The 26,717-nt window shown below is 61.9% G+C and carries 33 protein-coding genes; 12 read left to right on the top strand and 21 right to left on the bottom strand.

Going from position 1 to position 26,717, the window contains the following annotated elements; genetic code table 11:
* Positions 1-64: 64 nt before the first annotated feature.
* Genes NKI22_RS26630 through NKI22_RS26650 form a run of 5 tightly spaced genes read right to left on the bottom strand, consistent with a single transcriptional unit; the run spans position 65 to position 1,850 of the window.
* On the bottom strand, positions 65-388 hold the full coding sequence (locus NKI22_RS26630; RefSeq protein WP_036245970.1) for a hypothetical protein: 324 nt from the start codon (positions 386-388) through the stop codon (positions 65-67).
* Positions 388-591, bottom strand: coding sequence for a hypothetical protein (locus NKI22_RS26635; RefSeq protein ID WP_023723036.1), 204 nt, complete (start codon positions 589-591; stop codon positions 388-390). The genes NKI22_RS26630 and NKI22_RS26635 overlap by 1 nt, the downstream gene beginning before the upstream one ends.
* A complete protein-coding gene (locus NKI22_RS26640; protein ID WP_023723037.1) occupies positions 576-845 on the bottom strand; it encodes a hypothetical protein in 270 nt (89 codons plus the stop codon). Before NKI22_RS26640 ends, NKI22_RS26635 begins: the two co-directional genes overlap by 16 nt.
* Positions 845-1,057: a hypothetical protein gene (locus NKI22_RS26645; protein WP_023723038.1), complete on the bottom strand. Its 213-nt coding sequence runs from the start codon at positions 1,055-1,057 to the stop codon at positions 845-847. The genes NKI22_RS26640 and NKI22_RS26645 overlap by 1 nt, the downstream gene beginning before the upstream one ends.
* A gap of 1 nt (position 1,058) precedes the next feature.
* The gene (locus NKI22_RS26650; protein WP_031195425.1) at positions 1,059-1,850 is read right to left on the bottom strand and encodes an N-acetylmuramidase family protein; all 792 of its coding nucleotides are present in this window, start codon (positions 1,848-1,850) and stop codon (positions 1,059-1,061) included.
* 150 nt (positions 1,851-2,000) lie between these two features.
* Between NKI22_RS26650 and NKI22_RS26655 the strand changes: the two genes are divergently transcribed.
* The 8 genes from NKI22_RS26655 (at position 2,001) to NKI22_RS26690 (ending at position 6,710) form a co-directional block, all read left to right on the top strand.
* On the top strand, positions 2,001-2,186 hold the full coding sequence (locus NKI22_RS26655) for a hypothetical protein (protein ID WP_023723040.1): 186 nt from the start codon (positions 2,001-2,003) through the stop codon (positions 2,184-2,186).
* Between the two features lie 169 nt (positions 2,187-2,355).
* Positions 2,356-2,505, top strand: a complete 150-nt coding sequence (locus NKI22_RS26660; RefSeq protein ID WP_352496033.1) for a hypothetical protein — start codon at positions 2,356-2,358, stop codon at positions 2,503-2,505.
* A gap of 181 nt (positions 2,506-2,686) precedes the next feature.
* Complete coding sequence (locus tag NKI22_RS26665; RefSeq protein WP_023723042.1) at positions 2,687-2,854, top strand: hypothetical protein; 168 nt, start codon at positions 2,687-2,689, stop codon at positions 2,852-2,854.
* A 165-nt stretch (positions 2,855-3,019) separates the two neighbouring features.
* The gene (locus NKI22_RS26670) at positions 3,020-3,193 is read left to right on the top strand and encodes a hypothetical protein (protein ID WP_023723043.1); all 174 of its coding nucleotides are present in this window, start codon (positions 3,020-3,022) and stop codon (positions 3,191-3,193) included.
* 576 nt (positions 3,194-3,769) lie between these two features.
* Entirely contained in the window at positions 3,770-4,129 is a 360-nt protein-coding gene (locus NKI22_RS26675; RefSeq protein WP_348633270.1) for a GDSL-type esterase/lipase family protein, read from the top strand.
* A 344-nt stretch (positions 4,130-4,473) separates the two neighbouring features.
* Positions 4,474-5,052 carry an acyltransferase family protein gene (locus tag NKI22_RS26680; protein ID WP_023723045.1) on the top strand — a complete coding sequence of 193 codons (579 nt, stop codon included), beginning with the start codon at positions 4,474-4,476 and terminating at the stop codon, positions 5,050-5,052.
* Positions 5,053-5,214: 162 nt separating this feature from the next.
* Complete coding sequence (locus NKI22_RS26685; protein ID WP_156948367.1) at positions 5,215-5,499, top strand: acyltransferase family protein; 285 nt, start codon at positions 5,215-5,217, stop codon at positions 5,497-5,499.
* Positions 5,500-5,963: 464 nt separating this feature from the next.
* A complete protein-coding gene (locus NKI22_RS26690; RefSeq protein ID WP_352496029.1) occupies positions 5,964-6,710 on the top strand; it encodes a hypothetical protein in 747 nt (248 codons plus the stop codon).
* A 92-nt stretch (positions 6,711-6,802) separates the two neighbouring features.
* Here NKI22_RS26690 and NKI22_RS26695 read toward each other — a convergent pair whose 3' ends face one another.
* The 14 genes from NKI22_RS26695 to NKI22_RS26760 all read right to left on the bottom strand — a co-directional run bounded on the left by NKI22_RS26695 (position 6,803) and on the right by NKI22_RS26760 (position 22,362).
* Positions 6,803-7,387: an acyltransferase gene (locus NKI22_RS26695; protein ID WP_023723049.1), complete on the bottom strand. Its 585-nt coding sequence runs from the start codon at positions 7,385-7,387 to the stop codon at positions 6,803-6,805.
* A gap of 41 nt (positions 7,388-7,428) precedes the next feature.
* Entirely contained in the window at positions 7,429-10,182 is a 2,754-nt protein-coding gene (locus NKI22_RS26700; protein ID WP_352546978.1) for a phage head spike fiber domain-containing protein, read from the bottom strand.
* 160 nt (positions 10,183-10,342) lie between these two features.
* Positions 10,343-10,504 (bottom strand): hypothetical protein, encoded by a 162-nt coding sequence (locus tag NKI22_RS26705; protein WP_023723054.1) that lies wholly within the window; start codon positions 10,502-10,504, stop codon positions 10,343-10,345.
* 24 nt (positions 10,505-10,528) lie between these two features.
* Positions 10,529-11,086, bottom strand: a complete 558-nt coding sequence (locus NKI22_RS26710) for a hypothetical protein (protein ID WP_352642950.1) — start codon at positions 11,084-11,086, stop codon at positions 10,529-10,531.
* Positions 11,087-11,391: 305 nt separating this feature from the next.
* Positions 11,392-11,832, bottom strand: coding sequence for a hypothetical protein (locus NKI22_RS26715; RefSeq protein WP_023723056.1), 441 nt, complete (start codon positions 11,830-11,832; stop codon positions 11,392-11,394).
* Positions 11,832-14,318 (bottom strand): hypothetical protein, encoded by a 2,487-nt coding sequence (locus NKI22_RS26720; RefSeq protein WP_352815652.1) that lies wholly within the window; start codon positions 14,316-14,318, stop codon positions 11,832-11,834. Before NKI22_RS26720 ends, NKI22_RS26715 begins: the two co-directional genes overlap by 1 nt.
* A complete protein-coding gene (locus tag NKI22_RS26725) occupies positions 14,318-14,809 on the bottom strand; it encodes a hypothetical protein (protein WP_023723058.1) in 492 nt (163 codons plus the stop codon). Before NKI22_RS26725 ends, NKI22_RS26720 begins: the two co-directional genes overlap by 1 nt.
* 2 nt (positions 14,810-14,811) lie before the next feature.
* Positions 14,812-15,477, bottom strand: coding sequence for a hypothetical protein (locus tag NKI22_RS26730; RefSeq protein ID WP_031195435.1), 666 nt, complete (start codon positions 15,475-15,477; stop codon positions 14,812-14,814).
* Positions 15,478-15,724: 247 nt separating this feature from the next.
* Positions 15,725-18,181 (bottom strand): phage tail protein, encoded by a 2,457-nt coding sequence (locus NKI22_RS26735; RefSeq protein ID WP_352851176.1) that lies wholly within the window; start codon positions 18,179-18,181, stop codon positions 15,725-15,727.
* Positions 18,178-18,780: a phage connector family protein gene (locus NKI22_RS26740; protein WP_352851174.1), complete on the bottom strand. Its 603-nt coding sequence runs from the start codon at positions 18,778-18,780 to the stop codon at positions 18,178-18,180. Before NKI22_RS26740 ends, NKI22_RS26735 begins: the two co-directional genes overlap by 4 nt.
* Positions 18,781-19,066: 286 nt before the next feature.
* A complete protein-coding gene (locus NKI22_RS26745) occupies positions 19,067-19,312 on the bottom strand; it encodes a hypothetical protein (RefSeq protein WP_352589722.1) in 246 nt (81 codons plus the stop codon).
* A gap of 213 nt (positions 19,313-19,525) precedes the next feature.
* Positions 19,526-20,515: a hypothetical protein gene (locus NKI22_RS26750; RefSeq protein WP_023718156.1), complete on the bottom strand. Its 990-nt coding sequence runs from the start codon at positions 20,513-20,515 to the stop codon at positions 19,526-19,528.
* A gap of 87 nt (positions 20,516-20,602) precedes the next feature.
* Entirely contained in the window at positions 20,603-21,511 is a 909-nt protein-coding gene (locus NKI22_RS26755; RefSeq protein WP_352939410.1) for a hypothetical protein, read from the bottom strand.
* Positions 21,512-21,789: 278 nt separating this feature from the next.
* Entirely contained in the window at positions 21,790-22,362 is a 573-nt protein-coding gene (locus tag NKI22_RS26760) for a hypothetical protein (RefSeq protein WP_352844574.1), read from the bottom strand.
* A gap of 110 nt (positions 22,363-22,472) precedes the next feature.
* Here NKI22_RS26760 and NKI22_RS26765 point away from each other — a divergent pair, with 110 nt between their 5' ends.
* The 4 genes from NKI22_RS26765 to NKI22_RS26780 all read left to right on the top strand — a co-directional run bounded on the left by NKI22_RS26765 (position 22,473) and on the right by NKI22_RS26780 (position 24,255).
* A complete protein-coding gene (locus tag NKI22_RS26765) occupies positions 22,473-22,661 on the top strand; it encodes a type II toxin-antitoxin system HicA family toxin (RefSeq protein WP_352496017.1) in 189 nt (62 codons plus the stop codon).
* A gap of 4 nt (positions 22,662-22,665) precedes the next feature.
* Complete coding sequence (locus NKI22_RS26770; RefSeq protein WP_023718152.1) at positions 22,666-23,067, top strand: type II toxin-antitoxin system HicB family antitoxin; 402 nt, start codon at positions 22,666-22,668, stop codon at positions 23,065-23,067.
* Between the two features lie 194 nt (positions 23,068-23,261).
* Positions 23,262-23,579 (top strand): YMGG-like glycine zipper-containing protein, encoded by a 318-nt coding sequence (locus NKI22_RS26775; protein ID WP_352524211.1) that lies wholly within the window; start codon positions 23,262-23,264, stop codon positions 23,577-23,579.
* A gap of 73 nt (positions 23,580-23,652) precedes the next feature.
* On the top strand, positions 23,653-24,255 hold the full coding sequence (locus NKI22_RS26780) for a hypothetical protein (RefSeq protein WP_156948043.1): 603 nt from the start codon (positions 23,653-23,655) through the stop codon (positions 24,253-24,255).
* Between the two features lie 53 nt (positions 24,256-24,308).
* Here NKI22_RS26780 and NKI22_RS26785 read toward each other — a convergent pair whose 3' ends face one another.
* Both NKI22_RS26785 and NKI22_RS26790 read right to left on the bottom strand, forming a co-directional pair.
* Positions 24,309-24,632, bottom strand: coding sequence for a Bbp19 family protein (locus NKI22_RS26785; protein WP_352959188.1), 324 nt, complete (start codon positions 24,630-24,632; stop codon positions 24,309-24,311).
* The gene (locus NKI22_RS26790) at positions 24,629-26,371 is read right to left on the bottom strand and encodes a portal protein (protein WP_352939416.1); all 1,743 of its coding nucleotides are present in this window, start codon (positions 26,369-26,371) and stop codon (positions 24,629-24,631) included. The genes NKI22_RS26785 and NKI22_RS26790 overlap by 4 nt, the downstream gene beginning before the upstream one ends.
* Between the last annotated feature and the right edge of the window lie 346 nt (positions 26,372-26,717).

A 26,717-nucleotide genomic window follows, 5' to 3' on the forward strand; every position in this document is an offset into this window, starting at 1 on the left:
CCCGCCGCACCTTTCGGCGCCGCGGGCTTCAACTGAACGTCACTCTTTTGTCAGCTTGGGCGGCTTACTCCTCCTTCACCGGCCCGAACCGGCGCACGATCACCTCGAAGACGATATCCGAGATCCACATCGCCGAGACGCCGATGAGGAACGCGGCGGCGAGCGTCGTGGTGTCGTCGTCCGGAGAAGGAATGGGCAGGCCGGCGGCGCGGAAATAATGCACGACCGGCAGCGTCAGATAGGCCGCCGCCAGCGCGCCGCAGATCGGCGAGGCCACCATTTCGCGGACCTTGTAGCGATGACGCGACAAAGCCCGCAAAATACCGCCGGAAAGGCCGGCGACCAGCACCGGCGCCTTGATGCCCAGAACGTCGAGCAGCTCATGCATCATGGCGTCCACCCACACCATCTGGCACCCTGCCCGTTGAAGGCGTTCATCTCGTCGAGCTCGGGCCGGGTCACGGCGGCGACGATGGCCGCCGATGGCCGGCGCGGCTGGTTGTGGTCGCACCAGACCTGGCGCGGATTGCCGGCCGGCGCGGTTGTCGTGCAGCCGGCGAGCACCAGGCAGAGGATCAGCGCTTTGCCCATTTCCCAGCCTCCGCTCGTGCTGCCGCATCGGTCATGCCGGCCGCCTTGCGCTCTTCTGCGGCGGCCTCGCGGTTCATTTCGAGGCGATCTTCTCCGGCCGCGACTTTTGCCTCGGCCTGTTTGGCCGCCTCCTTCTTCGCCCGGTTGATGCCGCCCGCAACATAAAGGCCGATGCCGCCGGCCACAGCAGCGAATATCGTCATGACGAGCTTGTTGCCGATGATGGCGCCGAGAATGGCGAGGAGTGCGGCCATCACAAATCCTCCGCGCGGCGGCGGCGCAGGAACTCGGTCAAAACGCCGTTGACCACAAGAAACCAGGGGAACCATTCGCCCGGAATGATCGGCGAAAGAACCTGCGGGTCGACATAGGTGACGATGCTCGCGATGACGCCGATGGCGGCCTGAAGCCGCGCCCAGAATATTGTCTCGCTGTCGCAGAAAAAGCTCTTGATCCGGGTCCACATGTCATTTCCTTCCAAACAGTTTGAGGATGGCTGATAGTTTCAGGACGGCGGCGATCAGCGCTGCCCGGAAGCCGGGCTTGGCGACAGGCACAGGAGGCGCAGAGAGCGCGGCGGCCGGCGGTGGAACGGGAATCGATTTTGCGGGCTCTAGCGGAGCTGCAGGCCGAAGGACCACCAGACCGGCAGACGGCCACGGCGTATCCTTGATGCGCGACCATTTGCGATAGGCCTCGGCAAGCCTCGTGTCGTAAGCGTTCTTGCGATAGCCGGCGCCGTTGTAGCCCTTGGCGAATCCCGCCCAGTCGTGATTGCGCAGATTGTCGTCGAGCCGCTTCTCGACGATGAAATCGATCGCCGCGCCGAGCTGCAGCGCCTCGTCCGCCATCATCGCCTCGACCATCGCCTGCACGGTAGGAAAGCCGGCGGCTTTGAAATTCTCGCCGAGAACCTGGCCCAAGCCCCATGAGGCGGATTTGAGCGCCGCGGTTTCGTCGATCGCACAAGCTGCCCTGAGCCGTGGGTAGCTATCCCTTGGATAGGGCTTCTCGCCCCATTTCGGATAGGCGAGGCCGGCGGCTACCGCTTTTGCCCGCTTGGCACCCGACAGGTTGCGGTAGAAGACGTGCGGTTCGAACAGGATGACCGGCCGGCCAACGGCGTCGAAGCCGTGCCCGCTGGTTTCAACATCGAGGAACGCGTGGATCTCGTCCTCGCTGACGCCGATCCGGGCGCCGAGTTTCGGCAAGTCTATATCATCGAGGCGCCTCGCGGCGCCTTTGAATGAAAGGTCCATGGGCAGTCCTTTCCGCCCTTGTGGGCAGGTTTTGAGGTTGAAAAACGGATGCGTGGCGGCAAAGCAGAATTGGGCGGCAGCGCGTGCCGATGTGGCAAGGAAGGTTGATGTTTTCGACCCGCCGTGTGAAATGGCCGCGGGATGGTGCATATGCCTGATGATGAACAAACCGCTGCGGCGCGCTGGTCGGTGAGGTCCGAGCTCCGCGCCGTCGGTCGCGACAAGCCGCTGCTCGCGGTGCTGGCAGCGATCCTCTGCCTTTATTGTGCGTTTATCGCCGGACCGATCGTCTATGCGGTGCTGGCCATCAACGGCATTGCGGATTTCTTCAAATAGAGCCGGTTTCGGCGATCTCGCGCCGGTCCGGCGCGCTGTATCGGCCCCGAAATTGCTCGGCCTGGATGAAATTGCTTAGCCGGGATGAAACTGTTCGCGTATATCGTTCGTACCTGTAGCGGGTGCGGGAGGACACGTGACGATAAGAATCAGACTCCCAGGCGGGACTTTGAAGATCAAGAAAAGCGACGAGCTGCGGCGCCGCGAGCAGAATCGCGAGGTGCCGGTTTGGCAGGTCGGCAATTACTTCGTCATCTGGTGGCCGAGCGGCATGTCCGATCGTCCATCCTCGCCCAAAAAACCCCCGCCCAGGAAATAGCCCGCGCACCCGACGATCCCGACCGGGCACTGGTGCCTCCGTGCGGGATCAGGAACCGCCCTGCGCGCCGAAACCTCCGAAGACCGCTCGCCAGATCCCAAAAATAGTCAGCGGGCAGGCGTTGACTCTTCCGCGACGGAAGGTCTCTTGTGCTGCGTTGCACAATGGGGTGGCGGAATCGATGGCGGTGCGTATCAGGATGCCTGGCGGCACGCTGAAGGTGAAGGTGTATCGCGAATTGCGCGATCGCGAACGCGCCCGCCGCGTACCCGTCGTCAGGCTCGGCCGGGTCTATTTCACCTGGTGGTCGAACCGCCAGCGCCTGATTGACGATCAGTCGCCAGGATGAAGCTCCTTTCGTCCGGGCATGCGCCTGCCCGCCCGGCACCGCGAAGCCTGCGCCGGCCAGCTCGCAAAATAAGTTGATGATGCTGCTGTTGACTCTTCCGTAACGGAAGGTCTCTACTTACCGCATTGCACACAATTGCTGCGTTGCACAACGGGAGTTGGACCGATGGCAGTGCGTATCAGGCTGCCGGGCGGCACTCTGAAGATGAAGACCTATCGTGAGTTGCGAGCCCGGGAACGCGACCGCCGCGTTCCCGTGATGAAGATGGGCTCGCTGTATTTTGTCTGGTGGTCGAAAGGCCAGGAGCCTCACGAGAAGCCGCAGGACAGCAGGCGGTAGCCGCTGGCGGCGGCGGACGCAGTGTTCGCGGTTTTGCTCGGCTTTTTTCTGCTGTCGTGACTCTAAATGTCTAGGCAGATTGTTTGGCTAGCGAGGGACCCGATCCTCCCGCGAGATTAAATGCTACTGCGACGAGCAGAGCGCTCCAGTCAGCTCCGCCCTCGCGGGTAGGTTGTTAGGTTCCTATTTTCACAGGGATTGGCTACTCGGATGGCCTTTTGATTCGGCACGAATTTCGTCGTCGCCGATGCCGATCAATGCCCCGACGCGCGGGATATGCGATCGGTGATGCGCGCTTCGCAGGTCCTCCTGGGACGCAGTGCCCGTGGTCACCCTCCAATGTTGTGGAAGGCTATATTGAATTACTGCCCTTGGGCATCTAAAGCTTTCGGCGATCATGAGAGGTTCCAGAGGGCTCAAGGACTGGTCGGCCCGAGCAGTTAGGGCTCTAGCCGGTAGGGGGCCTGCTTGAGCCACCCTGATGTTTCGGGATTTCACGTAGGGGCTAAGGATGCGAAAGACTTCCATCCTTGTTGCCGGGTTCCTCGCCGGCTCGGCGTTCGGTCATTGGGCTACATGCCGCTAAAGGCTTCCATCTGGCCTGAAGCGGTAAGCGTTCCGGCAACCACGTATCAGGCGGCCCGCAACAGCATCTTTGCGGCCCGCCGGAGTTCTGGTGACGCTGTGATGATCGGCGACTCGATCACGGAAATGGGCGATTGGGACGCGATCTTTCCTGATTACCGGATCATCAACCGCGGCGTCTACAGCGACAACACGGCCGGCCTTCTGGCTCGAACCGATGAACTTTCCCGCGTCGATGCCGATATTGCCTTCGTGATGATCGGCACGAATGACTTCACGATCAGGCTAGACGCGAATGGGACCTTCGGGCGCTACAACAGGATCATCAAAGCGCTGGCTCCAAAGCGGTAGTGGTTCAATCTACACTGTTCCGAAGCGACCGATATCCCAAAATAAATGAAGCCACCGCTGAGCTGAACCGCAAGCTGCAAGCCCTATGTTCCGGCTCGGTCTGCGACTATCTGGACCTCAATGCGACCCTTGCGCCGAATGGCGTCTTGCTGCCGAAATATTCAGTCGATGGCACGCATATTACGGGAGCCGCATATACTTTATGGGCGGAACAGATTAGGGCGTTTCTCCCTGCGAAGCCGCGCCAGAATAGCAATTGACGTTGCGCATTCAGTTGCCGGATGGCACACCTTGCGGCTTAGCGACGAACTCACAGCGGGGAAGAATGCGCAACCAGACACTAGATGCCCTTCGAGGCATCACGGCTCTCATGGTGTGTCTTCCATGTCGTCGGTACTGCCGGGATTGGAAACGGCGTCGATGACGTGTGGAGCTATGGCCGCATGGGCGTGCCGCTGTCCTTCGTGATTTCAGGCTTTATCGTTCCGCTGTCGATGGACCTCGCTGGGCACAAGATCAGCGGCTATTTCCGCTTCATTGCCCGGCGCGTGGTCCGCCTCGAACCGCCCTACTTCGTGACGATCGCCTTCATCCTGATCAGCGGCGTGGCGCTGGCTCACATCCCGCAACTCAACACCTCGCATCCTCCCTACACCGTCACCAACGTGCTTTTGCATATCGGCTATGTGAACGCCTTCGTGGGTCAGCCTTGGCTTAGCGGACCGTTCTGGACGCTGGCTATCGAGTTTCAATATTACGTGGTGATAGGACTGCTCTTTCCGATCCTGGTCAGCAGCAGGACTGCAGGCTTGGCAATGCTTGGCGGGTTTGCCGCGCTCTCTATCGTGAGCACCGGATATGTCGAATTCCTGCCGCCCCATTTGAGCGTGTTCGGCACCGGCATTCTGACCTTCATGTTCTAGACGAAGCGGGTTGACCTCAACACGTTCTGCGTCGGGATCGCTGCCCTTTGCGCCGTGGTATGGTGGACGCTTGGACCGGAGCGGGCAATCACCTGTCTTCTAGCCTCGACTGCGATTGCAATCTCTTGGGTGCCGGCGTCGTCCCTGTTCAGCAGGGTCGGGATGATCTCGTATTCGCTTTACCTCGTGCACGTCCCTATCGGCATGAGGTTCGTAAAACTATCCGAGCGGGTGTTCCCCGGCTCCCCATGGCTGGCATCGGCTATTGCGCTTGCCGCGTGTTTCGGCGCGGCTTTGTTGCTCTGGTATTTTGTCGAAGAGTGGGCCAAGAAGCAGTCGAAGAAGATCGACTATGGCAGCAAAGCGCGCCGCGCTGCGCCAGATATCGTAAAAGCGCCCATCTCAGATGCGGAACCACAGGCGCCCTTGCTGCCATCAGAAGGCTAAGGACCGACCTTTATCCCAACAGGTTCGCCAGAGGAACTGAGCAAGGGTCGCCGTAGGACTATGGTTGCGTCGCGAAAGCTTTATAGGTGGAACCGGCTTGAAGCGACAAACCGCAGAATCCCACCCTCAACAAGCGCAACTGCTGACAAGGCATTGCACGACAGCAGCTCACCCAATTTAGCGCCAATGTTCCGATCGCAAGGCGTTCCTGAGCCGACAGCTTTGCAGGTTAGTGAAACGCTCTGGTAGTCTCGGCGCCTCGGCCATCAACCTCAGCCGGAGCGCCTTTTCCGGTCAAATGCCTTTGCAGATGCGACTCGCGCCGCTCTCGAGCGCAGTTCTTCTTTTCGGCGGTTCGAACGAAGCGTCTGGCAGGCGGTCGCGGTCGTTGCGCAAGGTTGCAAACCGTCGCTGTTTGTTGCAAATAATTTGCTGCGGGCGGGCGATCGAGGAGTCATCTAGCGATGAATGTCCAGTCGCGCGTGCATGCCTTTCTTCGCGCAACCCCGCTCCGCTATTGTTTTCACCTCGCAAAAGCTCACCTTGGTGGGTCTCCACAATCCGACGAGAGCGTGATCCTGTCGCGGATCGTTGGTCAAAGCCCGAAAACATTCTTGGAGTTTGGTTTTCATCCCACGGAATACAACTGCATTGGGCTTAGCGACTTCAGGGGTCTGCTCGTCGACGGCGACGCAACGACCGTGCGGTTGGCCCGCTCGCTGCTTCCAAAGCGGATCGAAGTGCGCCAGAGCTTCATCGATCTTGACAACATCAAAAACCTCGCCACGCATTTTCCACAGCTTGGAGTGCTTTCCGTCGACGTCGACGGCAACGACTACTGGTTTCTGCAAGCCCTGCTGCCAGTGCGTCCGGCTGTCATTGTCGCGGAGTACAATGCCAGTTTCGGTCTCAACCCAATCACCGTGCCCTATGATCTCGCGTTCGACCGCACGGCCAAGCATGACAGCGGCTGGTATCACGGTGCATCGATCACCGCCCTGACCAAGCTATGCAAGACGCACGACTACAAGCTCGTTGCCGTCTCGGCCGCCGGCGCGAACGCGTTCTTCTTACCTGACGCTTCGGACATACCGGAATTAGAGCCTGCCCAGGCCTATCGAGAGAACGTCCTGCGTAACCGCTGGTCTAGAACTACGGCTAAAGACCAATGGGAGCGCATCAAGCATATGCCTTTTATCGAAGCGCCCTGAGATCGAGACGAGAAATGTAGACTGGACGACCGGCTCGACATGCAGTGCGATACGACGGCACGACCCTCGTTGATGAGCGGCAGCGACAGGCATCACTTCACTAGGTCTGCTGGCCGCACCAATGCATCGGCCGGAACGTCGTATCGAACAATTGACCCGGCCGAGATAATAGCCCGATCGCCGATGGTGACACCCTTCATGATCATGGCGCTATTGCCGATCCAGACGTCATCTCCAATCACAATTGGCGACGATCGGATGCCGGGGTCGACGCGCGGGTGACCTTCCTTGAAGATGGCCTGCATTTGCGCAAACCGCTTCCGAGGGTCCATGGGATGCGAGTTGGTATCGTGGATCGCGACCCCCCATGAAACGTGCACCCGCTTGCCGATCTTGATCCCCACCGGATCAGACGACCAAACCGTTGAGCCGGGTCCAAGGTAGAACCAATCGCCGATCTCGATGCGGCCTGCATGGGCGAAGATTTGCAAATGTCCATCCAAATGGCTGTCGGCACCGATCGAAACCCTCGCTCGGTCGCCGTGGATGTTGAAGATTTCCGCCCCTGCACCGAACCGCGTCCGGGGTCCGAGGATCGCATTCTCCCTGGCAGCGCCGGTGGCGATCCATGACCAGAAGAGACGGCGAAAAGCGAGGACGGTCGAGAAGATACGCATCCACCGGTATCTGCCACAAGCGAGCGAAATTTCCAACTAGATCAAGTGCCAAAGAATCCAACCCGCGATAGCGCGCGCAGCTTATCGGCAACGAAGCTGGCGTATCTCTCCCCGCCGACGCTGTTGAGGTGCAATTCGTCCGACATGTAGAGTGTCGAGGTCAGGTACCCGATACCACTGCCGCCGCCGACGTCGATGAAGCCCATCCCCATCATTTCACAGACCTCGCGTTCCCTCCGCATGAACTGGTCGAGAGTGTTCCCCTGACTGTTTGTCCTGAAAAGCCTATGAGTAGCGTGGCCAGGACCACCGCTGTAAGTACCGAGGCATATGATCTTGGCAATAGGGGCTCGGAGGCGCATGGCCTTGAAGGCATCAACCATGGCCCCGGTGAAGCCGGAAGCAAGGGTTTGATCCCCCAGGTCGCCTAGAACTACGTCGGCCGCTCCGAAATTATTCGGACCCGGCTCTAAAGTGATGATCTCGGCATCTACCGGAATAAGGGCAATCTGGTCGTAGATCTTTTGCGACCCATAGTGCCCATTGGTGGCAATTCCCAGGGACCCACCGCTATAGGCAAGATTTGTCGGAACCATGCCGGTCTTCACGGCCAGCGGTCCCCTATAGAACGCCTGGGCTGTGATGCTCGAACCGAGCAGCGTCCATTTCTTGCCGACAAGCGCTGCCCGACCGTCGTCGGCATCCGCGTCAATCGCGCTCGGATCGAGCGCGCCGACATAGCGGATGGTGTTGGCGGCAACCGGCGGCATTCCAGCAGCCTTGATCCAGGCTGCGGACGAAAAATCGCGCGGCGAATTGAGGATGTTCGCGCCCCCGTTGATGCTCAGGCTAGAGCTTTGGAGACCGAGGCCCGACACGCCGTCGCCGACGTAAGGATGGCCACCGGCGGCCGGGAACACGCGATGCTGGACATTGGCGATGCCGGTGCCGTTCGCAGTGCCGGTCACCCGGCAACGATACCAGTTGGCGCCGATCGCCTGCGTCGAAACGGTGCCGAATGCCGCGCCGCTGCCGGAAGCGGTGCCACCTGCAAGATCGAAGGTGCAGTCGAAGGCGCAGGCCCCGTTGGAAAACAGGTTAAGGCGTGTCCTCTCGGCCTTTTGGGCATACACATCCCAAACGAAGGTCTGACCGATCACCCATGCGATGGCCTGATATACAGACGGGCTGCCCGAACCGGATTGCTCGATGATCTTGTCGGCCGTTAGCCGGCCATTGACCAGCACATCGATGACGTCGACCAGCGCCTGCAACTGCGGCACCACCCTGACTTCCGGGACGGTCGCGGCTGCGGCTGTGCAGTTGGTCTTGGTGAAGACGGCGTTCGTCGGGTCGCTGCTCGGAAACAGATTGGTGGTCGTTGACGGAAGCCGCAGGACGATGTTCCGCACGTAAACGCCGGAGGCGCCATCGCCGGTGAAGGGGAACACGCCGGCCGGCGAAAACCGCGTCTGGACGTTGGCAGCGCCGTTCGCAGTCGGCGTGACTACCGCTCTGCATTCGTACTCGCCACCGCCCAGCGCGATCATAGAGAAGCTGGTGAGTGCCGGGCCGGTACCGGTGCAGGTACCGTCCGACAGATCGAAATTGGCGGTATAGACAGCTGGCCCGTTGGAAAGCAGCTGCAGCAGCCGGCGCTCGGATGCCCTGGCGGTCACGACATGCTCGACTACGACGCCAGTCGAGAATGTATAGGTTCGGAAACAGGTCGGCGCGACGGAACCAGTGCCCTCGGTCAGCTTGATCGTAGTGACCGCAAGCCCTTCTATGCGCGACAGCGCATCGACGTTCGTCACAATGCTGGCCGTCGATGAACGAACTCCTATGTCGGTTGCAACCGGCCCGGCGTCGACTCGGAATAGGCCAAGCAAGCCGGCGCTGACCTCCGTCCAGAAATACTCGCCGACATCGACATTCCTGCCCATTACCGCCACCGCCGCGGCGCCGGCCAGCCCCGCCGACGCCCCGAAGCTGAACGTCGGCGCCACCGTGTAGGAGCCCGGCGCCGTGATCAGTATCTGCGTCAGCGCCCCGCCCGCCACCACGAAGCGGCCGGCCGCGCCCGAACCGGTGCCGCCGGCAAACGCCAGGTCGAACGTGCCATTGGCGCCGCCCGAGCCTGCCGTGATCGCACCGTTGCCGGCGACGCCGAAGCCGATTGCCGCCGCAGTCGTCGGGAAAATGCCTTTGCCGTAGAGCGAAGCGTCGCGTGCGGCCTGGGCGCTGACGACGGCCGCCGCGGCGGCGACGGCATCGGAATTGGTGGCAGCCCGGTCGGCTGTGGTTTGGCCGGCATTCGCGGCGGAAGCGGCGGCACTGGCGGATGCCTGGCCGGCGCTGGCTGCGGCAGCATCCTTCAGGGCCTGGGTTTCATCGCGCAGCGCTTCGACCTCTTCGACCACGTCGGCGATGTCGGGCGGAACGGATGCGGCGATCGTGATGGCATCGGCGCCGACGGCCGGCTCGTCGGCCGTGAATTCGAACACGCGGTCGGCATTGACCGACCCGATCTGGGTGTGAACGGTCGTGCCCTTCTGCAGGGTGCGCGTCGTGCGGGCGTCGGCGGCACGGAACCATTCGCCTGCGCTCGCCGTGTAGATGCCGTTCTGCGTCGGGTCGGCCTGGTCCTTGACCAGCACGCGGTCGCCGATTTCGGCCGGCACGCCGTCGATGGCCTGCAGGCCATGCAGGAGGATGTCGGCCGTGGTTGCGAGGCGCACGGGCTCGCGTTCGCCGGTCAGGAGACGAACGGCGGCAGTTGCAGGTCGGGACATGAGGGCTTGCTCCATAAAAAAAGCCCCGCATGAGCGAGGCTGGAAGGGGGTTCGGTGCTGGCGGTGGGAAATCTAAGCTGCGCGGCCGGACACCGCGTTATCCGGCGCGGCCGGTGTATTCACGGACAATTTTGCGGACAGCGAGCAACGCGGTCCAGGGCTATAGCGATCCGCCAATGAGCCTTCTTGTGCCGCCGATCGCCGCCAGCCCGCAGGCCATGCCGGCGCAGTCGGCGACCCAGTCGAGGATATCCATGTCGCGCGCGATCAGCTGCGCGCCCTGAAGCAGCTCGATCGCCGCGCCGGTAATGGCGAGGAGCACGACCAGCCTCGTCTTGTGTTCCGGCTAGCCGAGGCTTCCGAGCGCCGCCAGCGCAGCGAACGCCGCGGCGTGGTTGAGCTTGTCATGGTGGAAGGTGAAGCCCATGTCCAGCTCCTGCAGGAACCGCACCGGCGAAAGCGCGAGCAGGAGGACAGCGGCCAAGGTAAGCAGAAAAGCGATCCTTGCCATGGTCGCAAAAGAGTCGTAACGGAAGCACATTCTCATCAAGGAACTTGAGACGGCTACCCACATTTCGGCGTTGGCTGGGCTAGCCGGCACATCGACCGGGATTAGATCCGCCACCGGGTCCCCCCGTCGCGCAGCTTCGACCCACTCTTCCATGGCGCCGATATATCCATCCAGCGCCTCGTATGGAGTCTTGGCGTCCTCACAAGTCAGGTATGTCGGAGGCACATCGCCTACGATCACCCATACCCACGGATCCACTTCCGGCCTGCCAGGTACAATCTCGAAAAGGAAAATATATATTATGCCGTCGGCCCATACCCAAGATATTCTCCCTTGATGTCTGAAACCAGTCATAAAACTCAAGATATTTTCGGGCTTCCAGACGTGCAGCATCAAGCTCTTCATCGCCTGTGCTTTTGTCAGCCGACGGCAAGCGGGTGACGCTAGTCAAGTCGGGTTTGACGTCGCTATAATTTCGCTCGACCACTTGTGTTCCCTTTCATTTCTTGCTTGAGCCATCTTCTTCTTGCCCAGCGAGCATAGTCTCCTGCATCGCTATGGTGTTTAATATGATCTGCTCTCGCACGATGCGTGCCCTCGGTCGGCCAGCGCTTTCTCGTGAGACACATCCATATTCAGCGCTGCACAGGCTTGTCGCGAGTGCGCTGCACGGCTCTACCGGAATGGGCTCGCAAAGCTCAACGCTGCTCATGCCAAATGTCGAACGGCTTGATGGTAGCTGAAGGGAGACCTCGTTCATCAAACACATCGAAGACTCGCTCTGATAAGACGAGGTCAAGGTTCTTGGCGATGCCGAAGTCATCGTGACCCGCCTTCCCGCTCACCTTCAGCCACACGAAAGATGGAAGCTCTACCTCGGGCTGCTGTTCGCGAAAATCTTCGGACGTTATGACTTCAACAGGGGCGAATGCCGCTCCGGTGAAGCCGATTTCTGACAATGCGTGCGCGGCCTCTTCCGTCACGAGGAAACATGGAAAGCTTGTTATAAGAACATCACCGATCCATCCCTCCATCTGGTACACAAGCTTGCTCACGATAGGAGGGTGGACACTGGTATCCATGACAGTGCCGTCGCCCAATCCGCCGGCCACATCGGGCAGAATGTCAAAGTATCTCATCAGTCACCTATTGGTAGATAGAACAAATGTCCATACTTCTTGTCGATTTCAGTAACATAGTCAAGGACCTTCTGGCGAGTAGCATGAGGGTTTTTCTTATAGAAATATTCCCACTCGTTCCGAATGACCTTCTGGTGCAAATTTATGTCGAACTCGTTCCGGATTCCACGAAGATTCTCGATTGAATGCAGCTCTTGCTCTGCAAAAAGCCCTATATAGTCGCTTTTGTTGAGACTAGGATTCGCGTCGAAAAAGGTTTTTCGATAGTCCTTGGATGGAGCCCACCCAACCTTCGCCCCGGCATGTTTAACTTTGGACGTATCCCTAGCAAGCATCGCACCTAGTAACGCGGTATCAAAGGCACTATCGGACATTTCACCGGCTCGCGTCTTCCGGCGTGGGATTGGTGGCGAGACCGAGCGCGCAAGCGCTTGCTGGTGCCTAAGGGTTTCGGCATCGACCCCACGAACAAGTGCCTCGCCGCCTTCGACTAGGTCAGTCGGCCGCCTCGAAAATATTGAGAGTTTCTCTACCCAGGGCTTGGCAATCTTCGCCGCGGCGCGTTCCAGGGCCACCACCGCCAACCTATCGCCAGGAATTGCGCCCGCGGCATTGAGCAGTGTTTGGTCGTAGTTGCCTTCCAGCGCTGCATTTCCAGCCTTCTCCAGTGCAAATGACGTCCCCAACGGCGTGAAGTCGGCCACCGAGATGCTGTCTTCGCCAAGCCCATCGGAGCCCACGAGTTTTTGCGCGAGAAGACGCCATAGGCTCCCCCGCTCACTGTCGCCGGCTATCAATCTCCCGAGCCACTCTTGATTCGTCGGTAAGTAGTTGGTGAGTTCCGCGTTTGATACCGATCGTCCTGGCTCGACAGTGTTGGCTAAATCGAGCAGCATCATCGGGTCGACTACAGCTGCCCGGACCGACCTGTCCGCGATGCTGTTGTCCGTTTGGGACGCGCTGGTCTGAAACAGGTGGCTCAGCACCGCTTCGCGCGCGGCTTGATTCGGTAGCGCGGCGAACACATTGCGCAGCTCTGCGGTCTGGTGTTGCGGCTGGGCCTTGAGTCTGCCGACAATGTCCTCAGCGACAGAGTTGGGTAGCGGCTGGGCGGTCTCAAAACCCAACTGTTGCTGGGCGGCGATGGAGCCAATGATCGCCGCCCGATAGTCTCCCGGCTTCGACAGGTTGCTCCAGGCCGCATCAAGGTTCGCGAATGCCTCGCGGACATAGCCGCCCGGATCGGCCTGCCTGGCCTTGAACGTCAGGTCCGCGGCGGCGGCGATAGCGTCATGGCGTGCCTTGTCCACTTCCGGCGTTGAACTATCTGCGGTGGGGTCGGCGTCCTTGACCATGGCCCGCACGGCGTTATTCGACAGGTCGCGCATGCCGTGGAATTGGCGATTAACCTCAACGGTCCTGTTGAACGCCTCGAAGCGCCCGGCGCCTTCGGTAGCGCCATAGAGAGCGACGAATTGTTCCGGCGTTGGGATCGGGCCGGAATAGGTTCCACTGTCCCTGATGTCGGCCGGCGCATTCTGCTCGGCCAGGATAATGTTTGTGCGTTTTTCGACTTGCCGCATCGCGTCGGCGGCTCGGGCCTGCTGGACCAACCCTGGCCGCTCTTCGGGGGCAATGTCGTCCCCAAAGGCCTGCGCCGACCTTTCGTCCGGCGTAAGCTTGCCTACCCGGTCACGGAGCGAAGCCGGTGCGGCAGTTCCATCCGCCGGAGGCCCACTCACAGCCTCGACGGTATCGTCCTTGGTCTTGCCGTCCGTTGCGGCCAACACCGCCCCCAGCATCTCGGCAGCGCGCTTCGGATCCTGGGCGATCATCGCCTGGACGAGCGCCTTTGCCGCGTTGCTGCGCCAGGCGGCCTCGGCCGCTTGCCGGGCCACCGGGCTGCCCATCTTGCCGATCAGTTCGAGCCCGCTCCGCCTGATCGCCTCGAATGTGTCGCTGTCGTCCGGGTCGCCCTGCGCGATGGCGCTTGTGTAGCCGTGCTCGACCTTGGTCCACTCGGCCTGCTCGTAGTTCTGGCGGCGCGCGTGCTGCTGCGCGGCCATGCGCGCCGAGCCGGCCAGCCGCAACGCCTGCTTTTGCGCGAGGAAATTGGCGCGTTCGCCCTCCGGCACTTTCGCCGCCGTGTCGTCGAAGATCTGGTCGAACAGGCCGGGCTTGACGACGCCGTCGCTGCGCGGATCGAGCTGGCCATACATGAAGTCGTGCAGGCCGCCGCCGTCGGCCGGCGCGGTCTGCACCGCCACGGCCTCGGCGTGCGCGATGCGTGCGTTCAGCTCGCGGCCGATAATGTCGGCGTCGAACGCATCCTGCTGCTGCTTCTGCTGCCGGAAGCGTTCGGCCACCGCCGAGAGCTCGTCGCCAAAGCCTTGCATGGCGGCGCCCACCGGCGAGCCGTTGGGATAGGAGGCCACAGTGTCAGTATCGAGCCGGCGCTGGGCAAGCTGGAGCGGGATGGTGGCCATCAGTAGAGGCCTCCGCCCGGCGCCGGCGGGAAGGCGCTTCTGCCGAACGTCACCGCCTTGGCCGGGTCGTAGAGGCCGGCAATGCCCGATACGAGGTTGCCGCCTGCCTTGAAGATCGAGGCGCCCACCGCCTGCCTGCCGGAAAAGCGCGCGATCGCCGCCTGCGTGCCGAGACCGTTCTGGCGCAGCTGCGAGCCGTACTGGATCGCCTTGAGGTCGAGCTGGCCCTGCCTGGCATTGGCGGCCAGCACCTCGGTCGGCGATCCCGCCATGGCGACGCCCGAAGCGCCGGCCTGGGCACGCGCCTGCGCCTGCAGCAGGTCCTGCTTATGGCGCTCCTGGCCCTGCTCGAAGGCCGAGCTTTGAGCGTCGGCCCGCGCCTGCTGTTCATAGGCTTTGGCCTGGTAGTCGGCCATCTGCCTGGACTGCTGGCCTTCCGCCAGCGCGCCGCCGACCGAAAGCGCCGTGCCGATAAGAGCTAGTGTGCACATGGTCAGCCTCGTTCGCCGGCGGGAATGAATTTGCTTTTGATGCCGTCGACGGGCGCGCCGATCGAAGGGCGCCGGTCGAGCACGCCGCCGGGACTGAGGAAGGACAAAAGCAGCCGGTCGGCCTGGATCGCCGGGCGGCTGAGCCGCGTGGGTGCTGTGGCCCGCGGGCCGGCCATGGCTGTGCGCCGGATGGTGGTCAGGTTGACTTTGACCCCGGCGGCGCCGTCGGACACGCCGTTGGCGGCGGTGACGGCGCGGCTCAAGGCATCGGCCGCGAACAGCTCCTGGCGCAGTTGCTCGATCAGCCAGTGGACCGTGCGCCAGCGCTCGCCGAGCGCCTCGGCGTTTGTCCTGACCTCGTCGCCGTGCGGCGGCGTGTCAGCGCAGGGTTCGGCGGGGGGTTCGTCCAGGGGGGCGCCAACGCGGCGCTCGTCCGCGTCCTCGATAGTTTTCTCGATCAGCGCAATTTCAGCGGTGCAGTCGTCCAATGCGGCACGCGCCGCCGTCAAATTGCCGGCGCCGAAGATCGCGTGAAACTTTTCCGTTTCCAGCTCGCCCTTGCGGGCGATCGCATTGTTGAGGTCGGTGTCGAGCAAAGCGATGACGGCGGCAAAATCGGCAGCCGTCCGCGCCCTGCCGAGGTCTTCGGCATGGGGGAGTTGGGTCACGGGTGGTTCCTTCTTGAGGGAGGACATCGCAGCTGCCAATCTCCCCCCTTGTGGGGGAGATGCGCGGCAGGGCAGAGGGGGGCGCGAAGGATCGCGGCGGCTTTAGCTAACTGCGGTCAGGCCAGAATGGATAAGGACGTAATTACGATTGGTCGGCGGGACAGCGCCCCTCTCTGTCCTGCCGGACATCTCCCCCACGAGGGGGGAGATCGGCCGTCGTCAAGAGTTTCGCCAACCTGCAATGCGTCTAAGGCTCGGCGTCGAACACCGGTGTCATCGCCCTGATCGTGCAGGGCGTCGGATTGACGTGGCGGATCTTCACCCGCCCCTGCCCTTCCCAGCTGTCGTCGATCGGCACCTCGACATTGCCGGTGAACAATTTCGCCATGGCACCCGGAGCAACCACGGACGGGATGCGAACCTGCTCCCATCGGCCGCGGATAAACGACTGGACCTGAAGCCCGGCGATGTCGGTTTCCAGCAGCGAAAGAATGAGCTTGGCGACCTTCTTGCGCCGGCCGACGATCGAGCCGTCGCGGCCGCCGACGTCCAGCTCCAGCGTGTTGGCCTCGGACTGGTAGCCGAGCCCGACCTGCCATTTGGCGGCGGTGGCGCCGCCGGGCAGCATCACCTGGCCGGAAGCGACCGTGAGCCCTTTGTAGACCTTGCCGCCGGCCAGCACGTCGACCGCCTGGCCTTCGAGATGATCGAGGCCGGAGACGACATTGACGGCAGCACCCGAATAGGTCAGCCCGCAGTCGACCTCGAAAGCGTCCTCGATTGCCGCATATTCGAACGGCACGGTCTTTATTTCGATATAGCGCCTGGTCACGCCGCCGATCGTGCGCTTGACGATCAGCCACAGGTCGTCATTGCCGTCCTGGCCGGGCGTCACCACGGCGCTTTCGACAACGGCCCAGTTGGATCCTGCGAAGCTTCCGGCGATCTGGTGGATATGCATGCCGCGCACGTCTTGCGACGGCTGGTGCGTGTAGCCGCCGAGTTCGCCATTCCCGAGCGGGAACCAGAGCAGCGGGTCGGGGTCGGTCTGAAAGGCGAGTTCGACGACGCCTTTCTTCGGAATGTGCTCCGATATTTGACCGACGTCGTCGGAGGTGAAGCGGCCGGTGGCGTTTTGTGTCAGCTCGGCGATCGATTTGCGGGAGCGGGTGACATAGAGGAACGACTGCCCCGCATCGACAGGACGCATCGGGGCACAGCCGAAGGTCCGCGACCGGCGGTTCTTGAACGAGGACGGTGTCAGCGCCTCGTCGATGCCAGAGCCGGACAGCGCCCTCACCCCGCCAAGCGTTCCGATGATCAGCGCACCGTCCGATTCCGCCACCCACGTGATGTCATTGGCCTGACCGCCGCCGGCCTGCACGAATTCCAGCGCGTCGGTGTCTTTCTCGCCGGTGGCGAAGTTGTCGAAATCGCCGGTTTGCGAGGCATAGACCGAGAATTTTCGGCTGAACGCCAGGCGCTCCTCGTAAAGCGAACCGCTCTGCACGTACTTGCCGGGCACGAACGTGCCGAGACGCCAGCGGATGATCGGGCTGAGATCGGGCAGAGCATGTCCATACAACTGGACCGTGACCACCGTCATGCTGGTGCGGGCAGTGACCTTGGCCCAGCGCCAGAAGCCATCCGCGCCAAGCAGACGAATGGCGCGGCCGACATCGCTCGTCTGGAAACCAGTGCCGTCATTGATACCGACGGCCGAGGAGGCCGAGAGATCAAACGGCGTTTGCGACGGCGCGTATTCGTGCAGGGCCAGTTCGGCGATAGCGGTTCCGTCGCTGTCGCCGCCCGAAAACAGCAGCTGATAAAATTCGTAGGCAACCGTGTTGTTGAAGCCGTCGAAGAAGCGGGTTTCCGATTTGGACCAGCCGGTCTCTCCGTCCCGGCTGTCGAGCGTCGTCCAGTCGGTGCCGTTGTGCGAGGCCTGGAATTGCCACTGGGTCGGCGAGACAGTGTCTGAGTGATCATTCGTCGCGGTAATCCAGTAGGCGTCGACTGTCTTGGCCTCGCCGCCGCCGAACTGGTAGCGCAGATACCCGCTCGGAAATCCCGCTATGTCCACCCCCTCCTGCTTGTCGCCGTCGAACACCTGCCACACGTCGGATGAGCCGTTGCTGTTGCTGACCGTGCCGCTTGGCAGCGTATTCGAGGCCATGACCGGCATGGCGTTGCCGGTTGCGGCCGGCGTCAACGTCGTGGCGGTGGTGTTGATCTTGTCGTATGGACCGTCGAGAAAGACGAAATCGGCGAGCGTCCAGGTCGTGTGCGCGGTGCGCGTCAGCACCTTGACCGGATAATCCTTGTGGGTGATCCACATCTGGTCTGCCGACTGCACGAATTGCAGGTCGAAGAGATCGGCCTCGAGATAAGGGGCCGCCACCTCGACCGTACCGACGCGGGCGCCATAGGCGTAGACGCGGATGTAAAGATCGCCGAATTCGAGCGCATAGGCCTGATCGGCCGAGAAGATGAACGGGATCAGCCGTGTCGCCTTTGACGAGTCCTTCACCTCCCCGCAAAAATACGTGCCGCCGCGCTTTCTGATGCCGCCATGCGGCAGCGTGACGAAGTTCGTGCATTTGGACAGCGCCGCCCGGTAGAGCTCGAGCGAGGCGCGAGCGTGCAAGCGGGGAGAAATCTCGCCGCGGATGAATGCGTCCTGGACCGGATAGAGCGTGGTCATCGGCCGGCGAACCTGTTGTCGCCGCGTTGGAAAGCCCAGGACATATTGGAAAATCTGCCGCCGCGCTGGATGGCATTGGCCGAGTAGGCGGCATCCAGCGCCCTGTCATAGGCGCTGCGGGCGACGTCGATCATGCCGGACTTGTGGGTCAAGGGATGCGCGATCTTGATGGCGAGCGCCGCAATCAGCACCTCGGTGAACAGCGCGTCCCAGTCGTTGGGGTCGGTCAGGTTGGCGATATAGCGGATGATGCGCGGCCCGGCCTGATCGGAATAGACCAACCCGGCCTCCTGCCGCCATGAGAGCGGCACGCCGTCCGGCTCGCCATTATGGGTCAGCGGCAAGGGCCGCAGGCAGTCGGCGGGAAGTTCATAGGCAAAGTTCAGCGTGCCAGCGCCGCTGCCGGTGTCGAAGCCGGCGACCGAGGCCGCCAGGATAGCGAAGACATAGGCGTGCTTGGTCAATTCGGCCTCGCGGGTCAGGTCGAAGTGCAGATTGAGCAGACGCGCCGCCTTGGCGTCCTGGTCGAGACTGTCGATCGGCGCCTCGTCGAGCACGGCGAGCGCCATGTTGGCGATATCGAGCGGGGTGATGGCCATGGCTCAGGCCTCTGTCTGTGTGGTTGGTCGGGGAAAACGGGGCATGGTGCCTCCACGGCAAAAAGCCGCTTCAAGGCGGCTGGGGATTCTTTGTGATTGTTGCTTGGGCAGAACGTTGCACGTCTCGTGCATGGAGCCGTCACGATGCCAGCCGCCCGTCAGGGAATGGGTGGCACGTGCTGCGTGATCCGTCTTTTTCCATTCGAGCGAGGAAGACGGCAATGCTTCGGTTGTTGCAGTTTCACGACACCGCCGCGCAATGCGGCGATGTCTTGCCTGGATTGTGTCAGCCGATGCGTGCGCCGGTCGAGATCCCTGTTTCGGCTGACTTGGCAAAGACGCTTGCTTTCACCCTTCCGGCACCTCCCGCCAGAGCCAAGCCCTTGTCCAGGGCATCTTGAAGACTTGGTGTGTAGTAGGCGGTGTCCTCCAGACCGCTGAAGAAGTTTATGCGATGAACTTCCCCCTTCTTGCTCATGACAATGCCCGCTTTTCGGAGCACTTCCTGAACTGTTTTGTACTTCACGTTCATAGTTACCTCCCTTGCTCAGACAAGGCAGCATCGCCCTTTCTTGTAACTGTTTGGTGCCGTCGATTGGCCAAACGAGCAACATGAACGTTGTGGCGAACCGCAAAATTCGCATCACTCCGGCGCGGCGCAGCGGGTGAACTTGGGATTCGCCACACCGGCCGACCTGGTGTCCAGAAGGGGCGGGACGTCTGATGCCCGCCCCTTCCGGCCGGATCAGGCCTCCATCGTCTTCAGCGCGATGAACGTCATGTGCTTGACGCTCGACGCCGTGCGGTCCCAGTTTGCTGCCAGTGCCAGCTCGGCATCGGTGGCGAATTCGCCGGCCGAGGACGCGTCGAGGAAGCGGGTGCCCGGCACATGCGGCACGAAATGCCGGCGGCCGACCATTTCGGTGACGCCGCCGCCATGGCCCTGCCGCGGCTTGCGGTCGAACTCGAGCGGGCCGCCTTCGGTGTTGACCGGCAGCTCGTTCCACAGGATCGCCTTGTCCTTGAACATGAAGGCGGTGTAGACGCCGCCGGCGACCGGAATATCGTCATCGACGACGGCCCTGAGCCCCATGTAATAGGGGATCAGCGGCCCGCCCTGCTCGGACGACGGCACATAGTCGATGAGGTCGGCGAGCTTCAGCGCCTTCATCTGTTTCGAATGCATCCAGATCGTCTTGAACTTGTCGGCGCGGTCGCCCATCAGATAGGCGGCCTCGATGATGTCGGTGTCGACGATGGAAGCACCGGTAACGCGCACCAGATCGCTGCCGTCATTGGCGATGTTGTCGGCCAGCACGCCTTTCAGGATGCCGAGCAGCGTCAGCTTGTTGGCGCGCTGCCAGTAGTCGGTCTGGCGACGCACGATGAGCTTCTGCGGATCGTCGCCGGCAAGGATCGAAGTCAGGTCCGGGATGCCCCAGGCCTGCGCACGCACATTGCGGGCCGCGACTTCGCGGCGCGCACCGATCTTCTTCATCTCGATCGAGTCGGCCGGGTCGTCATTGACCGGCTCCGAGGGATCGTTGCCGAGATCCTTCCAGCCGGGCATGTCGACGGAACGCCCGCCCATGGAGAGCTTCGAGGCGATGGCCGGGTCGGAAAACAGGATCCCGGCCTGGTAGATGTCGAGCGACTGGACATGCTCTTCGAACGAGTATTGCGCATAGACGGACGGAACGATCGCGTCCGCGATGCGGGTATAGGCGTCTGCCATTTTTGTCTTCCTTCAGGTTTGTGGAGATTGGCGGACCATGATCCAGAAAAGTGGAAACCGATTTTCGGAAAAGATCATGATCCAATTTCAGAGAGGGTTGTTGGGCATCCATAGATCGGGGTTTTCGCCGGCCTCGCGTGCCAGCCGCCGGGCACGGGCGGGGTCGCTTTTGACCAGCGCCGAGATGCCGGTCAGGTTGCGCTCGCCGGCAGCATTGCGCTTGAAGGGATTGCCTCCACTCAAGGCCGCGCCGCCGTCGATCGTGTCTTCGCGGAACATCGCCTCGCCGATGGCGTGGAACGCCTTGGCGATCTGCGGGTCGGTCAAGGCGCCATCCGGCAGAAGGATGCCCTTCGCCTTATAGGCATTGACCAGGCCGAGCTTCTTCATCGCCCTGTTGGCGACCTCGAGCTTCTGGCGAAAGCCATCGCTGCCGGTCGGTCCCCAATCCCGCACAAGGTCGTCGTGGGTCGTCTCGACCGAGCGGGCAACGGCGATTTGCTGTGCCTTGGCCTGCTCGGCCATGTAGCCGACGAAGCGGTCGTGATAGGCCTGCGCGACCTTCGGGGTAGCACCTGCCTCGACTGCCCAGGCCTTGGACGCATTGGCGAGCTCGTCCGAATAGGCGAAGTTTTCGGGGAGCCCGTCGGGGCGCCGGTACTCGACCTTCTCGGGCGAGGTCAGCGGACGCATCGCCTCGGGCAGCCGGGCATGGAACCTGTCCCAGTCTTCCGCGGCTGCATCGGCTGCCGGAACGCGCAGGCTCTCGCCCTGCTGCCGCTCCAGCTCCGCATAGGAGGTGAAAACCCGATCGAGGCTTTCAGGCTTGGTCCAGCCCTTGGTTTCAGCGAGCTTGCGGTTGCCTTCGGAAAGACCGTCAAACCAGCTTGTGGCCGCAGGCAGGGCGGACCCGTTGTCCCCGTTGGCCGGTGGCCGTGCAAGGTTGCCCGCCGGTGGCGCCGCCACCACGGACCCGGCGTCTGCCAGATCTGTCATGAAAAGATTCCTTATGTTGAGGTTTAGAGAGAGCCAGCGGCGAAGCTGCCAATCTCCCCCCTCGTGGGGGAGATGTCCGGCAGGACAGAGGGGGGCGCGAAGGAACGCGAGGATCCGGTGCACTTCGTCACCAACGCCCCGGGAAAGATTGCAAGCACGAATCAGCTGGATAAGCCGGCGGGACAGCGCCCCCCTCTGCCCTGCCGGGCATCTCCCCCACGCGGGGGGAGATTGGCCGTCACTTCCGCTTTCGCCAATCACCCATATCTGGAGGGAACCTAGATATTGTCGCCCCAGTTCTCCCAGAGCAGCGTGATAGTGCCGGTGACGGCAACCGTGCCGTCAGCGTCGATATCCGTGCCGGTGGCAAACGCCAGGTTGAGATAGAGGTCGACCGGCGTCACGGTGCCGTCGAGCGTAGCGGCTGCGGCAACATCGGCAATCGATGCGCTCGACAGCGCGGCACCCGCGCCATCCAGCGTACGGCCGGTCGCGCCCAGCACATTGACCATGGTGCCGGCGAGCGCAGCACTCGACGCCGCCGTCGAGCCGAGCGACCAGGTTAGCGCGGCATTGTCGTTGATGGTCGACGCGCGGGTAGTCAGCACCGCGAACTGCAATCTCGCCGTGCCGCCCTTGATACGGATCTTGCCATCGATGAAATCGAACAGCTTCTGACTGGCATAGGCCAGTGCATCGGTGACCGGCACCGGCATGGCATTGAAGGAGAAGACGGTGCGGTAGGCGCCGCCCTGCCCGGTCGTCCTGGCGGTAAGCCCCGCCTTGGGCGGGGCAAGGCCGGCTTCTCTGGCGGCGGCACGCGAAAGCGTCCGGGGAAGACCTCGGGTCATCTGGTATCTCCATTTTTTGGGGATTTGAGGAAGGTTCAACTGGACCGCGGCACGTAATCTGCCGCAAATCTCATGGACATTTAGGCCTTCTGTGTGTATCTATACACAACATGAAGAGCGCCGATGTCATTCATAGGCTGCTGGCGGATGGCTGGTACGAAGTGGCTCGAAAAGGAAGTCACGCCCAGTTCAAGCACAAAGCCAAGCCGGGCCGCGTGACAGTTCCGCATCCCAAGCGCGACATCCCGATCGGCACTCTGAAGAGCATTGAAAAACAATCCGGCTTGAAGCTGAGGTAGAGAAATGCGGAACTACATCGGACTGATCCACAAGCAAGCGGACAGCGACTTCGGCGTCTCCTTCCCCGATTTTCCGGGCCTGGTGACAGCAGGCGTCAATCTGGATGATGCCCGCGCCATGGCCGAGGAAGCACTGGCCTTTCATGTCGAGGGGCTGGTCGAGGATGGCGAAGCAATTCCCGAGCCGTCGTCCCTGGAGGAAGTGATGTCGGACAAGGACAATCTGAGCGGTGTCGCCATCCTGGTTCCCTTGAAAGCCGAAGCGGCGAAAGTCGTGCGCGTCAATGTCACCATTCCGGAAGATATCCTCGATCAGATCGATCGATATGCAGAGCGCCACGGCTACAGCCGATCCGGATTTCTGACCGCTGCGGCAAAAAAGGTGATGCAGATCGAGGCAGCGTAGCCCCTCGAAGGTCGATTTGAGATGAAGCTCCGTCGTCTTGTTCGGTTACATTTCTTTCCGAAACCGAGCTGTCAGACTAAAACAACCATGTCTTATTTCGTGAGGCTCAGTGCCTATGTTCCGCCGCAAATGCCACCGCACTTGGCAAAATCAGCCAGCGTATTAGTTCATAGGCTTCAAGGGAGTACCAGATGATGACCATGTACAAAGCCATTGCCGCCATGCTTGTGACTGCCGCATTGGCAGGCTGCGCGCAGACCGAAGCACAGCAGAGAACCAGCACCGGTGCGCTGCTCGGTGCCGGCGCCGGCGCTCTCGCCGGCCAGGCGATCGGCGGCAACACCAAGAGCACGGTCATCGGCGCGGGCGCCGGCGCCCTTCTGGGTGCCGTGGTTGGCAACGCCACCACGCCGCAGCCGCGCGGCGAACAGCTTTGCCGTTATCAGGATCGCAACAGCGGCCGCATCTACACCGCCCCCTGTGACGACCGCTATTATAACGGCGATTATTGAGCGTGCCCCCTTCTCCCCGTTCTGCGGGGAGAAGGTCCCGGCAGGGGGATGAGGGGCAGCGCAAACTTCTGAAATGCCGGCACCGCCCCTCACCTGCCTGCCGGCATCCTCTCCCCGTAAAACGGGGAGAGGGAAGCAGCTTCAGCCTCGGCGCATCCTTTTCCCTGATTTGGTCCTTCCGCTGATTAGAGGTCAGCGCTATCTTCCCTACCAAGGGGGACGAGCGATGCGGGCTATTGCAACTTCGAGGCCGGTGATCCTCCGCCTCGTAATCCTTTTGCTGGCTTGCTTGTTTGCGATGGAGCCGGCAAACTCGAAAGACGGCGACGTCTTCTTATGTACGGTGAGCGACTTCCGCACGTGGTCCGACATACCGTCATCTGGTAGCCCGGAATTCGTCGCAAATAACAAGGCCAGGAAATTCGATATCCAAGAATTTGCCGATCACTTCATTGTAACCAGCAAATCGAGCACGTTCAAACCATCCTCAACGAAATACGATATCTTCCAACGAAGCGTGTATCAGGTCGCTGCATTTGATAGCACGACATTCATGCTCGACACGTTCGTTATGAGGACAGCAGATGTTGAAGGTCCTCCGACCAAGGCGCGGGTCACGCTGCAAACTCCAACATATCTGAACACGTGGTATTTGGACTGCGCCTTGCAGAATTGATGCACCGCAGAACCGATGGCTATTCGCGTTCAGATATCCTGTAGCCCCAAACCCTACCTCCCCTCCGCCCTCGCCGCCTTCTCCAGTGCCGCCAGTTGCGCTTCGTCCAGCGTCAGGAACCCCATGATGTGCTGCACCACCTCGGCGCGGGCGTTGCTCAGCGCGCTGTGCAGCTCGAAGCCGTTCGGAGTTTTCGTCTTGGCCAGCCACTCGCCATAGGACGAGCGGCGGTAATAGCCGGTCGCAGCCGTGAGGTCGGCCAGCACCATCTCGCCGTCCTGGCCTGAGAACACCCTGAGATAGGCCTTGGCCAGCGCATCTTGCGCCTTGGCCGGGCCGCCGGCCTGGCTGGAATGGGCGAAGCGTTTGCCACTCATACGCCCTGCCCGCCCGAAGCATCTTGCACACCCTGCGGCATTAGCTCGCCGAGTCCATCCAGCAGGCCGCTATCGCGCGCCTGTACGGCCGCCGGCACCGCATCCCTGGCGACCTTGCCGGCGGCGGCGACCGCCGCCATGCCGGCCTGTTCCTGCTGGGCCTTGGCACGAGCATCGCGAATACCGGCCACCTCGTCCTGGCGGCGAAAGATGCGCTGCGGGCTGCGGCCCGCGCCCTGCACGATCTTCAGTGCTTCATCGCCGTCGATATTGTCCATGATGCCGGGATCGAATTGCGCCATCTGCATGGCCGTCGTCACCACCTGGATGGTGTCGCGGGCTTCGGCCGAGCGGCGCAGCACGTCGAGCGGGCCGGTGAAGGTCGGCCGCAGCGCCTTGCCGGCGAGGCTCGCCGGCGGCAGGAAGCGGCTGTCTTCCTCGTAAAGTCCCTTGTCTTCCAGAATACCCAGCTCGCGGTCGAGATTGTTGGCAAAGCCGGCCTGGATGATCGAGCCGGACGGCCCGAGCAGCGCGCCCTTCTCCTCCTGCCGGATCAAGGCCTCGGTCGCCGTCATCTGCGGGTTCTGCACCAGCGTCTGGAACAGGTTGACGAACATCATGTCCCGGATCTCCTCGGCCCGGCTGTCGGCATAATTGAACGCATAGGTCGGGTTCTGGCCGGTGGCGATGGGCGCGATCAGTGGCCGGCCGGCATCGTCGATCAGGCCCGGATAATTCTCGCCGGGATTGAGCACCGGCACATAGTCGAGCCGCGCCTTGGACGCGGTCGCCGGATCGGTGATCTGCTGCAGGGCGCGCAGGCCGGAGCGCCGCACGGCGTTCTCCTCGCGCACCGTCGTCAGCGCCTCGATGGTCGGCGAGATGCCGTAGGGATCGCCCTCGTAGCGGCGCCAGTTGAAGCACGATACCGGGAACGAGCGAAAACCGCTTTCCCTGACGATCACCTCCTCGTCCTCGATGACGTGATAGGAAGCGAACGCCGTATCGAGATACTGATAGGTGCCGCTCAGACTGTACATTTTGCGCTCGTCGCGCGGCTGGATGCACTGGATCAGCGAGATCTTCGTCTCGCATTTCGAGGGGTCGTCGACCAGAACCTTGATCCGCACCGGCAGCTTTTCATAGCCGAGCAGTTGCGCCGCCTGCCGCGCCGTGCGCTCGTAGCGGCGGTGGAAAATATCGACCTGGCCCCAGCGGTTGCGCGAGAGATAGCCCTCGACCACGGGGATCGAGGCATAGCGGATCAGCGTGCCGCCAAAACCCTCCTCGGCGTAGAGATAGGCTGGGCCGTAGCGCACGACATTGCGCAGGCATGCCTGTGTTGCCGGCACGAAGTTCGAATTGGCGGAGTAGCGCAGCGAAAACAGGAAATCGCGCAGCGCTTCCGTCCATTCCTTTTCCTCGTCGGTTTCCTCGTCGTTGATTGCCGCGGTCGACAGCCCATGCCATTTCTCTGACTGCGGGATGATCAGGCTTTCCAGCCCGGCGGCCAGCCGGTTGGCGGCCGAGTTGATGGTGTTGGCGTAGACGCGCGCACCGCGCCGCTCCTGCCGTTCGGCCTGCGAATCCGTGCCGGCCTGGCGGCGGCCGCTCCACATATCGGGCGCATCGGGGTCGCAGAATTCGGACACCGCCTCCCAGACATGCTCGTACTGGCTGCGTTCGCTCTCCAGTTCTGCCTGTCGCGACAGAATATCGCGAGCACGGGAATCGCTCATGGTCAGCCTCGCTTGATGGATTTGATTGAAAAGAAGCGGCGGGACGCCGAAGCTGCCGACCTCCCCCTTGTGGGGGAGATGTCCGGCAGGACAGAGGGGGGCGCGAAGGATCGCAAGCCTGCGTTTTTTATGTTTTTCCGACCGGATTCGCCCAACCGGAATTCGCCTAACGTCGCGTTACAAATGATCCACAAGCCGGCGGGACAGCGCCCCCCTCTGCCCTGCCGGGCATCTCCCCCACGAGGGCAGGGCTATCGCATATGAGTGATGGCATTGATGAGATAGTCGTCGTTCCAGGCGCATTTCTTGATGCGATGGCTGATGGGAACTTTGGCAGCATCGGCGG

Source organism: Mesorhizobium sp. M0778, from assembly GCF_040320105.1.
GTDB lineage: Bacteria > Pseudomonadota > Alphaproteobacteria > Rhizobiales > Rhizobiaceae > Mesorhizobium.